The following is a 12,286-nucleotide window of genomic DNA, read 5'->3' on the forward strand; positions in this document are numbered from 1 at the left end:
AGGCAAATCTCCGAGGAGGGAAGGTCTGAATCCTTGATTTGGGTACGCCTTGCAAAAAAAGCCGCGGGGAGCAGTCTTCGGTCGAGTTGCAGGACACCTTGAGTGCGGCCGCTGCGAAGCGGCCTCTCGCATGTCTGCCCGAATAGGTTCCTTACATTGCAAGGTTGTGCTTCTGAAAACGCGTAAAGTTATCGTCGAGAGCCGCGGTAGGCTATTGCGCCGACGCTTCGCACCGAGCGTGAGAGGCCATTCTATCGATCGATAGCTTTGCAGCAATCGGGGTTGAGTGCGGTCCTTCAAGATCCCCTCAGTCCGCCTGCATGTGTCTCATGTGGCCCATGAGTTTCGCTAGGATCGAGTGGCGGCGAATGGAGAGAAGGCCCAATGACCAATATTGAGACATGGCGAGCACAGGCCCGGGGGTAGCCTGTATGACCTCACCGATCCTTCGCGGAAGGTACTCCCCTCACGGGTCCACATTCGGCCGAATCTACAGCTTCGGCTGCGGGCTCATCAATTACCGGACGGGTGCGAGCGTTGAAACTGCTCGGCATCCACCAATTGGGGTCGTTGCCTAGCAACATCTGAAAAAAGCCGGCCGCGTAGTCGGTGTCTTGGCTCGCGTTTTCCCGAAACGACCACCAGCTTCGAAGATCATCGACCATCTGGCTCACATGGACGTCCATGTGAAATTCCTGCCCCATCGTGGCAGCATAGACCGACAGGCAAAAAGTCGTCGCCACATATCCTTCAGGCCAGAACGCTGCTGGTGATTTCGGGTCAACGCCGGTAGGAGCGCGTATTGCCTTGATTGGCATATCCGCTACGAGTTCGCGCAGTACGAGAGACGGCGCAAATTGAAAAAACTCGCGTCGCTCCGTCCTCTCCTTCGGCTTCTGGCGGTCGATGTTATCCAGCCAGCGAACAAATGCTCCTGCTAGCTTGACGTCATCGATGGCGAAGTCGCAACCCATCGCCTCGCCGCAAAACACGGCGTGTGCATGAAAGGCTGCCTTGAACCAATGCAACTGCCTGACTGCCACCCTTAACGGCTTGTTGGTTCGGGGTAGATTGTGCACCGATCGCGACAAATCAAACATGGCTGGCGCACCGTTCAAAAAGCGCGGCCAAAGCAGAGCCATCTTTCTCCTGATAAAGATCCAGGATCTTCTCTTGAAGAGCGACCGCTATATCAGTCGCGGCAAAGATCATCGCTTCTCTGCCGGCGTCATCCGGTTCCGCGAGCAGTGAGAGCATCCCGGCAAAAACCGCGACGACAATTATGCCGGGGCGCGTCACGGGTAACCGGTCATCCAACTGATCAATTGTGATCGATCTGTCATCCGCAAGGTGCAACGTCAATTGGGCCGCAAGCTGGTAGACGTCTTGGGACCGAGTCGTTCGTACAAAGGCTCGCAGAGCGGCGCTCTGATTGATCAGCGTTCTCTTGGCGCCGAGATGGCTCAATACAAGCTTCATTGTCTCATAGAAAGCGACCGAAAATTCGTATTGCGCCCGCGATGAAGCAATGACTTCGTGGAAGCTTTTGGATTTCGCCGACTGCTCGAGGAGTGAGTGTGCTAATTTGCACGCAAATTGATCAACGTTGCGGGCGAGCACCTCAATCTCACCAAGCGCGGACAGGGCGATCTCCGATGCCGGTGCCGGGAGTCGCCGTGGGGCTGTCTCCTTCACCGTGTCACGCCCCCTTCTGAGTGCATAACGCAACGACCTCAGCACGTCTTTCAAATGCGTCGTTTGTGGAGCGAAATCGGGCGACATGCCAACCTACCTCAGTGCGCCTCTGTCAGGGCCGCGACATCAGACTGCAATTGACGCCTCGGTGTAGCTTTAATAAACGCACGAGTCGCATCATAATTCGCCACGCCAGCCTGACTTCCCAAGCCGGTGGCGTTTAATGCGGAGGACGCTTGGCCGAGTTCGACTGCATCTTGGGGCGACAGCCCCTTTACCAAGCCGCTCGCAAACCCGCCGTTGAAGCAATCGCCGCACCCGCATGTGCATTTCACATCGACCTGGAATGCCGGCGAGTGGAACTCCAGGCCCGTCTCGTCATGATAGTATGCGCCCTCTGCTCCCAAGGTCAGAATGACACATTTCGCTCCTCGGCTAAGAAGGAAATCCGCCAGATCCTGATTGCGGGTCAACCCTGAAAGGGCCTGAGCTTCCTCTTCAGAGGGAAGGAAATAGTCCGTGTAGGGTAAGAGGGCTTCGACCTTGGGGAGATCGTTGGATGTTGAGGCGAAGACATCGAGCGTTGTTATCACACCGCGGCGACGCGCTTCAGCCATGATTTCAGCAGTTCGCCCACAGTCATCCATCCTGTTCATCAGACCCACGCCACCGACATGCAGGATCTTGGTGTCAAGAACGCGATCTATTTCTGAATCCGATACGAAGAATGCATCGGTCGCACCGCGCTTGTGGAGTGCCGGCCGCTGACCGTTCGGCCGCGTCGTCACGATCGAGCAAGACGTTGAGTAGCCCTCGTAACGACGCATCATGGTGGTGTCTACGCCGAAGGACTGGAGCTTCATGCGGACCCAGTCGCCCATGTCATCATAGCCCACTCCTCCGACGGCTTGCACCCGCAGGCCATATTTGGCAGCCACAATGGCGGCGGAGCCGGCAGCGCCGGACACGGCCAGGGTGAAGTCTTCCACGAAGAGGGTTTGGCCTCCTGGTGGGATATCCGCGACCGGTCGGCAAAGAGCATCGAAAGTGTAAAAGCCGACGCAACTGAAATCAAAGGTCGCCGACATCACTGACCTCCGATCCTGTTGCCGTCACCATCAAAGTAGTAGAGCCGGCTAGGATCAAACCCGATCGATACGGTGGAATCGATCTTCGCACGGAAATCCCGGCCGGCTTTGATTTCAAACGTCCTCTCGGGGGTACGGACGGACAGATAGGTGATGTCGCCGGTCGGCTCGACGCCGTAGACGGTGCCTTGGAGATTCTCGCCACCGATCAGGCAATCCTCCGGCCGGAAACCGAGGGTAACCTGACCGGAGAGCATTGCTGGGCACGTGACCTTCACGCCAGGCGCCGAGAAGATTCCACCTTGCGCCAACCCTGACACCAAGTTCATCGGGGGTGATCCGATAAACCCCGCGACGAAGGTATTCGCCGGATTCGAATAGATCTCATCGGGGGTGCCGATCTGTTGAATGACCCCTTTGTTCATGATGACGATTCGATCGGCAAGCGTCATGGCTTCGATCTGGTCATGCGTCACGTAAACTGTGGTCACCTTCAAGTCGCGCTGCATGTGCTTGATCTGGACTCGCATGCTGGCGCGCAGTTTTGCATCGAGGTTCGAAAGCGGTTCGTCCATGAGGAAGACTTGCGGCTGGCGAACAATAGCGCGCGCGAGTGCAGCGCGCTGCCTCTGGCCACCCGAAAGCGCGCCAGGCTTGCGTTCGAGAAACGGTCCGAGCTCGACCATGTCCGCCGCGCGGCGAACGAGGCTGTCATGTTTATCCTTGGGTATGCGCCTCATTCTCAGAGGAAACCGAATGTTCTCGTAGATCGACATATTTGGGTACAGGGCATAGCCTTGGAAGACCATGGCAACGTCGCGATCTCGGGCATCGATTTCGTTCATGACGTTGCCGCCGATGCGGATCTCGCCCCCGGTGGGCTGCTCTAGACCGGCAATCATACGCATGGTCGTGGTTTTCCCGCAGCCGGACGGTCCCAAAAGAACGAGAAACTCCTCATCAGCGATATCGAGGGTCACGTCTTGAACACCAAAGAAGGAGCCAAAGCTCTTCACGACGTTTTTAAGTTCAATAGAGGCCATGGAATTATCCTTTCACAGCGCCCATCGTGAGGCCGCGCGAGAGATGCTTCTGGATCAGGATGACGAGGATCAGGATCGGAGCAAATGCGAGGAACGAGACGAGCGCGATTGCATTGTAGATCACCCCGTCGGAACCACCGGTGAAGTTGGCGAGCGCAACGGACATCGTATAGGCCTTGGAGGTCGATGCGATGAGGAGGGTGAAGAGGAATTCGTTGATTGCGAAGATGGCGGCGATCACCGCAGCCGTTATGATCCCGGGGAGGCACGCCGGGATCATTATTTCCCAAAGAATGGTTAGATCTCCTGCGCCGTCGGTACGGGCAGCGTCTTCGAGTTCCTTTGGAATGTCCAGCATGTAGCTGCGAATGATCCAAGTGACGAGGCTGAGATTGATGGCCGCGTAGATGAGCATCAGAGCCCAGACGGAGTCCAGCAAACCCATATTCTTGAACAGGAAGAAGATCGGCACTGCGACGATGGCCGGCGCCATCATCCGCGTCGACAGGATGTAAAAACCAATATCCTCTCGGCCGCGGAACTCATAGCGAGCCAACGCGAAGGCTGCGGGAATAGCCAAAATCAGATCAATAACGACTGAGCCCACGACTGCAAGGACCGAGTTTCGGAGATAGGACGCTATGGGCCAGTCGCTGACGAGCAGGCGCCAGGCGTCCAAGCTCCAGGTGGGCCAGTAGATCGGCCTTGGCACAATGATTTCCGTTCTCGGCCTGAAGCCGATTGTCAGGAACCAGATGATCGGAACGAGACAAACGAGCGCCCATGCGACAAGGATGATGTAGCGAAGGAGGAGGCTTTCACCGCCGCTTTTTCGGATGCTAGCCATGTTATGATTTCCCGGATTTGAATGCGCGTTTCACCACAGTTTGTGCGATTACGATCGTAAAGATCAGCATCAGCACCGATGCCGCGGACGCGTATCCGAAATTGAACATCCTGAAGCCCTGGCGATAGATGAAGTAGCTCATCGTCTCCGTCGCGCCGCCTGGTGTGCCCTGGGTCATGATGTAGACGTTCGTGAACATTGTCGTGATGTCGATGCCGCGCAGGGTTACGGCAACCACGATGATGGGCCTCATCATTGGCAGTGAGATGTTCCAGAAGATGCTGCTCCAGCTTGCCCCGTCCAATCGGGCCGCTTCCTCGATTTCCTCGTCCTGCCCCTGAAGAGCACCGACAAAGATAATGAAAAGAAAGGGCGTCCACTGCCACACGTCAGCAACGATCAGCGAAAGTCTGGCAAGCCAGATGGACGAAAGCCAGTCGACATTGTTGGAGACCACTCCGATCGACATGAGGATGTCGGAGATTACCCGGCCGTCATTGAAAGCCAGCTTCCAAATGAATGCCACTGCCGACGGCATGAACAGCATCGGCATCAGGAAAATGATGCGCCAGCCACGAACAAATGGGTCACGGTAACAGAAGAAGGCCACAGCCATCGCGATCACGGATTGCAGGGCCAGGGAGATACCGCCGATGATGGCGGTGTTTGCCAAAGCGGCCCAGAACTCGCGATCCTGAATGATCCGCGTGTAGTTGCCGAGCCCCACCCAAGACCAGTTGACGAACTTGACGACAAAGAGGCTTTGATACATCGCGAATAGACCTGGATAGAGGGTAATCGCGAGCAGGTAGGCTACAGCAGGTCCAACCAAGAGATACGGGAAGACCTTCCTCGCGGTAGCCGAGCGGGGACGAGGTCTTGCGTGTACCTTTACGGTGGAGGCGGCAAAGGCCGCCTCCGATTCAAGTCTTTGAGTCGAATGTGTCATGATCTTAGAAAGGCAGTGCCTTGCCTTTGCCTACATAGAGTCCCGGCTCCGCTTCCGCGTAAGCGATCGGGGCGTTTCCACCGGAGAAGCCATTCTTCTCCAAGATACTCTTCCAGGCCTTTTGCCCGTTCTCGAGGGCTTCCTTGGCTGAAATCTGACCGGTGATCGCCCGGTTGATTTCATTTCCGAGCGCCTGCTCCATTTCGAACATCCCAGGAATTCGGGGCGCGCACCATGCGTGCTCCAGGCTGTCCGCCCAGACCTTCATGGGTTGGCTAACCGCCTGAAGACGTTCATTTCCGAGAACTGAGCGATAGCCCGGAGCAACGCCATTCGCATTCGCTTCGTTCATCGCCATGATAGACGAAGTGGTGAGGAACGCGAGCATAAGGAAAGCGCCCTCGGGGTTCTGCGACGTGGCTGCTACGCAAGAGGTGGAACCAGCAATGTTCGGCGGGGCGAATACACCGCCCGGAATCCGCGGCTCGTAGATGGTGACGAAGTCATCGACAATCTTCGACTGATCAGGCCGCATGGCTTGCGTGCCGCTATCCTGCCAGCTGATGTTTGCTGCAACCTGGCCACCAAGCCAGGCGGCGCGGTTTTCGCCCCATCCTGCACCGGAAACGCCTTCGATGGCATTTTTCTGAAGAGCCATGATAATATCCATGGCTTTCATTCCGGCATCACTGGTGAGTTGCGGATTCCATTGGTTGTCGAACAGGGAAAGACCGGCTTGCGCCGCGATATGTTCCCAGGTGTAAGTTGCCCAGAAACCGCGGGCCGCCATTAAGCCGACGCCGGCTACGCCACCACCAAGCTTGTTTGCTTCTGCAGTGATCCGAATGAGTTCGTCGTAGGTCGGCACGGATTGAGCTCGATCGATGGGGCCGCCGAGAATCTTCTCCATGATCGACTTGCGCAGATGCACCATCTGCACGTCGCAGTCGAACGGGATACCGACCAGCTTGCCGCCGACGTAGCCGTAGTTCAGACGGTAGGTGTCGTAGAAGTCATCGAGCGGTAGCTTCCATTTCTCCGCATATTCGCTGAGATCCGCAAGGAAGCCTGGACCTGCAAAATCTCCGAGCCAGGGCGAGAAGAACTGCAAAGCATCGAAGGATGCGTTGCCGGAAATGAACTCGGAAACCGCCTTGTCATAAAAGCTGTCGTCGGGGATCGGAACAAGTTCGACCTTGATGCCTGACAGCTGTTCAAAAGGCTTCAGCCCTTCTGCCGCGGACTCCTGGTCAGCAGCGCCTACGGCAAATCTGACGGTCTTACCGCTCTGTTCCGAGCGAATCTTTTCCCAATCTACCGTACGAATCCAGTCCTTCGCTGGATCCCATAGTGGATCGTCCGACATTTTGTACAGCTTACGGTAGTCCTCACGAACATAATCCTTAACGGAAATCTTGTCCAAAACGGACTGGATATCTGGCAGACCCGATTGCGCGAACGCGGGAAGCCTGAGGGCCGAGGCTGCGCCTGCAGCGAGCCCGAAAGCTGCGGAATGCCTCAGGAATCCGCGGCGCGATACGCCCGAACTTAAGATTGTCACGTTGTACTCCTCCCAATCTGAATAAATCAGTTGAATGCCAATGGAGGCAAGACTGTTTTGGTGCGGCCTCCACTCCGCTCCCCGCCGTAGCCCTCATCCGCCCCAATGACGAACAATTGCTACTCGAAAACACAATGTGTTCATATTAGGCGGCTGTCAATCCATTTTTTGCGGCGTCTGGCGAGTCTGTACGCGAACATCTAGGCATTGATGCGTAACTTTGTGCAGCGCGGCATTCCGGGTGTTCCCCATTCTTGCCATTCGATGGGCACTGAAGTCGATCTATCCTCTGCGAGATAAATCTTGTACACGACAGGAAATCCAAATTCGGCGCCAGAGCGGTGAGTTGGCGGGAGAGTCGTTCAACCCGCATCGCGTTATCCGCGCCAAGTTTGCTACATGCGGAAGGAAGTTAGATGCAGACCACGCCTCCAGTTGTCATGATTCAGAGCGAGTCTGAAAGGCTGCGGGCGCGAGTGGCGTGGCTCTATCACATAGAGAATTACACGCAGAACGACATTGCCGCCCAATTGGGCATTAACCGCGTAATGGTCGTTCGACTCCTTGCAGAAGCTCGTCGCCGTAATGAGGTGCGTGTTACGATATCCTCGCCGCTTTCCGATATGATCGCTCTTGAACGGGGCCTGGAGACGACCTTCGGGATAAAGCAAGTGATTGTCGCGCCCTTCGCTGATGCTGAAGGTGACCCGACCAAGGTGATTGCGGCAGCAGCGGGAGCACTGATCACCGGATTGATGCGTTCTGGTATGATCGTCGGCGTAGGCTGGGGGCGCACCCTTTACAACACGTTGCCATTTATTGCCGGTGCCGCCCTTGATGACTTTCGCGTCGTCTCGCTGCTCGGAGGTATTTCTGCCGCCCGTCGTTTCAATCCCGCCGAGTTTGCCTGGCAGTTTGCAGAGCTGTTTAAAGGTGAAGGCTTCCTCGTCACAGCGCCAGCCGTGGTTGACAGCCCCGAAACAAAACATGCGTTGCTGGAAAGATGCGGCCTTGCCGCTATCTTTGAGATGGCGGATAAGCTGGACGTCGCGCTTCTTTCGGTCGGCGGTATCTCTGCACTGACCACAAGCTATCGAACAGGATATCTGACTGAAGCAGATCGTCGATCTCTAATAGACGCCGGCGCAGTCGGAGACGTTCTTTATAACTTCATTGATAAGGACGGGAATGTCATTGACCACGAGGTCAACGCTCGGGTCATATCGGTCAATCTCGAGCGATTGCGGCGCACCCCCGAACGCGTCTTGATCTCGGGAGGGCCGGAAAAGCTGGAGGCGCTTCGCGCCTCTCTAGTTACGATCAAGCCGACAACTTTCGTGACCGATGAACAGACCGCGGGCGCTCTGCTCAATTTGGTGGCAGCAGGCCCTGAGCGCGAACGAGCGTAGACAGCCCATTATTTTGTTCTTGCATCAATAGGCTGGCGCTACGCGCCCGGCGTTTCAGCTCTGCAAGGCCTTTCCCTTCGCAGCAGACTTGCCGACCATAGCATTGCACATCCAAAGCCAAATTGAGCGACCAAGGGCGCAAGCCGCTTTTGGCGGCGATCATTAAGCGTGTCCTCCAAGCGTGCGACCGACTGTTCTGTTGCGCGATAAAAGTTCAAATCATGTCGCGGAAAACAGGGAATTATGGCTAAACAGGGTGCAATGTAGAACATAGATGTTGACGAAATAACAAATGTACACTACCAATCGTTCCCGAATGAATTTGGGAGGAATGGAATGCCCATTAACGTTGCGCCAACCGGGCTCGCACGCGATCTCGTGCGTCGAGAAACCGAGGGAAAGCCTATTCGTATCGGCCTGATCGGCAGTGGGGAGATGGGCACGGACATCGTCACCCGCGTCGCCCATATGCCCGGGATCGAGATCGGGGCAATCTGCGATCTCAACGTCGGCCGTGCTCGAGAAGCTGTTGATATCGCTTACCGGGCCGGTGGCCATCATCGCGAAGCCGCAAATGCTGATCAGCTCAATTCCGTGATTGAAGCCGGGAAGATCGCCATTACGGCCGATTCTGCCAATATCCTGAACAGCGGACTGATCGATGTCGTTATCGATGCCACCGGCGTCCCGGCCGTGGGCGCCGAAATCGGCCTGGCAGCCATGGAGCATGGCAAACACCTCGTGATGATGAATGTCGAAGCGGACGTCACGATTGGCGCCTATCTTAAAAGCGAAGCCGAGCGGCTCGGAGTGACCTACTCCCTCGGCGCTGGAGACGAACCATCGTCTTGCATTGAATTGATCGAGTTTGTTTCAGCAATGGGCCATCCGATCGTTGCGGCAGGCAAAGGCAAAAACAACCCCCTGAACATTGATGCGGTTCCGCATCAATACGCCGAAGAAGCGGCGCGCCGAAACATGAACGTTCGCATGCTTGTCGAATTCGTGGACGGCTCAAAGACCATGGTGGAAATGGCCGCAATTGCAAATGCAACGGGTCTTGTACCGGATAAACCCGGCATGCACGGGCCGGCGGCCACCCTTGACCAGCTATCGTCGGTGCTCGTGCCTGAAAAGGACGGCGGCGTTCTCACGAAAGTTGGTGTTGTCGATTATTCCATCGGGAAGGGTGTGGCCCCTGGCGTGTTCGTTGTCGCTGACATGTCCCATCCCCGAATCTCGGAGCGGATGGAAGACCTGAAGATGGGGAAGGGGCCGTATTTCACCTTCCACCGGCCGTATCATCTGACGTCACTGGAAGTGCCACTCACCTGTGCCCGTGTCGTTCTTTACGGGAAGCCGGACATGGTCCCTCTGTCTACACCTGTGGCCGAAGTATGTGCGGTGGCCAAGAAGGATCTCCAGCCTGGCGACAAGCTCGATGCAATCGGCGAGTGCTGCTACCGCGCGTGGATCATGACTGCACCTGAAGCTCGAAGCGCCGCTGCTATTCCCTGCGGCATGCTGCAAGGTGGCAAGGTTACCGCGCCGATCAAGAAGGGTGAGTTGATTACCTACGCCAACGCATCGGTCGCGGAAGGCTCTCGTCTTGCGGCCTTGCGCGCCCGGCAAGACGCCCTTGTTTACGGCAGGGAGGCATAAATGGCGAACTCAGCAAGAGCGATGAAGAGTGCCGAGGCCAGCAATCTTCCCTTCATCTACCGACAATATACGCGCGAGCAGTTGCTGGACGCTCTTCGGAAGATGCACCTCATCCGCCAGTTCGAGGAAGGCGCTGAAGAAAGCTACACGCGTGGTCTCATTCATGGGACGATGCATCTGTCGATCGGCCAGGAAGCAAGCGCCATGGGCGTTTGTCTCCCGCTGACGCAACAGGATCAGATCACGTCGACCCATCGAGGCCACGGGCACTGCATCGCCAAAGGCGCGGACGTCAAACGCATGTTCGCGGAGTTCTTCGGGAAAACCACTGGCTATTGCGCCGGCCGCGGCGGTTCCATGCATATTGCGGACGTTACGACCGGCAATCTCGGCGCGAACGGAATCGTCGGGGGCGGCTTGCCGATCGCTGTTGGCGCCGCGCTGACGTCCAAGCGGCTCAAGACCGGGAAAGTCGTCGTCTGCTTCTTTGGTGACGGTGCCAACAACGAAGGTGCCTTCCACGAAGCCTTGAACATGGCTGCAGTTTGGAAGCTTCCCGTTATCTTCGTCTGTGAAAACAACGGCTACGGCATGTCGACCTCGACCGCGCGCTCGACGGCGGTTGCCAATATCGCCGACCGCGCCGGCGCTTACAGCATGCCGGGCGTAATTGTCGACGGCAACGTGCTTTCCGAGGTGGCCGAAGCCACTCACAATGCCGTTGAGCGTGCGAAGCGCGGCGAAGGACCATCCCTCATCGAATGCAAGACGTATCGTTACCGCGGCCACTCCAAAAGCGACCGAAACCGCTACCGCACGAAAGACGAAATTGATGACTGGATGAGCAATCGAGATCCCATCATCCGGTTCGAAACCCAGCTCCGGGAATTTGGTGTCGCAAATGACGTAGAGCTGGAGGCAATCCGTCAGTCCGTTCGCGATGAGATCGCGGCAGGTATCGAATTCGCAAAGGCAAGTCCGGCGCCTGACGTCGCTGAGTTGGCTGAGAATGTTTATACGGAGCAGGCATAAATGGACACCCGTGTTCGAGAACTCAGCTACTCCCAGGCCATCCAAGAAGCGATGGCGATTGCGATGGATGCGGATGAGCGCGTCATTCTGATGGGCGAAGATATCGGCGTTTACGGTGGCGCGTTTCAGGTAACCGGCGATCTCATCGACAGGTTCGGCCCTGATCGCGTGATGGACACGCCGATTTCCGAACTAGGCGGCGCAGGCGTCGCAGTCGGTGCCGCGATGACCGGATTGAGACCGATTTTCGAGTTTCAGTTCTCTGATTTCGCGGCGCTGGCGATGGAACAAATCGTCAATCAGGCCGCCAAAATGCGCTATATGCTTGGCGGCGAAGTGTCAGTGCCGGTTGTCATGCGTTTTCCGGCGGGCTCTGGCACAGGGGCGGCCGCCCAGCATAGCCAGAGCCTGGAGGCGTGGTTGGGACATGTGCCGGGCCTGAAGGTCATTCAGCCCGCGACGCCATACGATGTCAAAGGCATGCTGCTTGCCGCTGTCGCCGATCCAGACCCGGTCATGATCTTTGAGCACAAGCTTCTGTACAAAATGAAGGGCCCGGTTCCTGAAGGTCATTATACGGTCCCTCTCGACAAGGCGGAGATTCGTCGACAGGGCAAGGATCTTAGCATCGTCGCGACATCGATCATGGTTCATAAGGCCCTCGAGGCCGCCGAACAGCTGGCTAGCGAAGGCATTGATGTCGAAGTAATCGATCTTCGTTCGGTGCGGCCGATCGATAGGGCAACCGTGATTGCAAGCGTGAAGAAGACGACGAGGCTCCTCTGTGTCTATGAGGGCGTCAAGACGCTTGGCGTCGGTGCAGAAATAAGTGCGATGATCGCCGAAAGCGATGCGTTCGACTATCTGGATGCCCCGATCGTCCGTCTCGGTGGCTCCGAAACGCCAATTCCGTATAATCCGGAGCTTGAGAAGGCTGCCGTTCCCCAAGTCCCAGACATTTTAAGTGCCGCGCGGGATCTTGTGAGGGGAGCGCGATAGT

11 protein-coding genes are annotated in these 12,286 nt (G+C 56.7%); 4 read left to right on the top strand and 7 right to left on the bottom strand.

The annotated features are described in order from the left end of the window. Positions 1 to 437: 437 nt before the first annotated feature. From QM996_RS32935 to QM996_RS32965, 7 genes are read right to left on the bottom strand one after another with little or no spacing between them, the layout of a single operon-like run. Positions 438 to 1,142 (bottom strand): hypothetical protein, encoded by a 705-nt coding sequence (locus QM996_RS32935; RefSeq protein WP_500270549.1) that lies wholly within the window; start codon positions 1,140 to 1,142, stop codon positions 438 to 440. After that, positions 1,093 to 1,782 (bottom strand): hypothetical protein, encoded by a 690-nt coding sequence (locus tag QM996_RS32940; RefSeq protein ID WP_334141782.1) that lies wholly within the window; start codon positions 1,780 to 1,782, stop codon positions 1,093 to 1,095. Before QM996_RS32940 ends, QM996_RS32935 begins: the two co-directional genes overlap by 50 nt. Before the next feature lie 11 nt (positions 1,783 to 1,793). Then, the gene (locus QM996_RS32945; protein WP_334141784.1) at positions 1,794 to 2,783 is read right to left on the bottom strand and encodes a carbohydrate kinase family protein; all 990 of its coding nucleotides are present in this window, start codon (positions 2,781 to 2,783) and stop codon (positions 1,794 to 1,796) included. Next, positions 2,783 to 3,826 (bottom strand): ABC transporter ATP-binding protein, encoded by a 1,044-nt coding sequence (locus QM996_RS32950; protein WP_334141787.1) that lies wholly within the window; start codon positions 3,824 to 3,826, stop codon positions 2,783 to 2,785. The genes QM996_RS32945 and QM996_RS32950 overlap by 1 nt, the downstream gene beginning before the upstream one ends. Before the next feature lie 4 nt (positions 3,827 to 3,830). Next, positions 3,831 to 4,673 carry a carbohydrate ABC transporter permease gene (locus QM996_RS32955; RefSeq protein WP_334141789.1) on the bottom strand — a complete coding sequence of 281 codons (843 nt, stop codon included), beginning with the start codon at positions 4,671 to 4,673 and terminating at the stop codon, positions 3,831 to 3,833. A gap of 1 nt (position 4,674) precedes the next feature. Then, positions 4,675 to 5,622: a carbohydrate ABC transporter permease gene (locus tag QM996_RS32960; RefSeq protein WP_334141791.1), complete on the bottom strand. Its 948-nt coding sequence runs from the start codon at positions 5,620 to 5,622 to the stop codon at positions 4,675 to 4,677. A gap of 4 nt (positions 5,623 to 5,626) precedes the next feature. Then, a complete protein-coding gene (locus tag QM996_RS32965) occupies positions 5,627 to 7,183 on the bottom strand; it encodes an ABC transporter substrate-binding protein (protein WP_334141794.1) in 1,557 nt (518 codons plus the stop codon). A 416-nt stretch (positions 7,184 to 7,599) separates the two neighbouring features. Here QM996_RS32965 and QM996_RS32970 point away from each other — a divergent pair, with 416 nt between their 5' ends. From QM996_RS32970 to QM996_RS32985, 4 genes are all read left to right on the top strand, one after another. After that, positions 7,600 to 8,592 (top strand): sugar-binding transcriptional regulator, encoded by a 993-nt coding sequence (locus QM996_RS32970; protein WP_334141796.1) that lies wholly within the window; start codon positions 7,600 to 7,602, stop codon positions 8,590 to 8,592. 336 nt (positions 8,593 to 8,928) lie between these two features. Then, positions 8,929 to 10,254, top strand: a complete 1,326-nt coding sequence (locus QM996_RS32975) for an NAD(P)H-dependent oxidoreductase (protein ID WP_334141799.1) — start codon at positions 8,929 to 8,931, stop codon at positions 10,252 to 10,254. After that, positions 10,255 to 11,286 (top strand): thiamine pyrophosphate-dependent dehydrogenase E1 component subunit alpha, encoded by a 1,032-nt coding sequence (locus QM996_RS32980; protein WP_334141800.1) that lies wholly within the window; start codon positions 10,255 to 10,257, stop codon positions 11,284 to 11,286. Continuing rightward, positions 11,287 to 12,285: an alpha-ketoacid dehydrogenase subunit beta gene (locus tag QM996_RS32985; RefSeq protein WP_334141802.1), complete on the top strand. Its 999-nt coding sequence runs from the start codon at positions 11,287 to 11,289 to the stop codon at positions 12,283 to 12,285. It abuts the gene before it with no gap. Position 12,286 lies beyond the last annotated feature (1 nt).

It is taken from the genome of Sinorhizobium chiapasense, from assembly GCF_045277575.1.
Taxonomy (GTDB): domain Bacteria; phylum Pseudomonadota; class Alphaproteobacteria; order Rhizobiales; family Rhizobiaceae; genus Ensifer; species Ensifer chiapasense_A.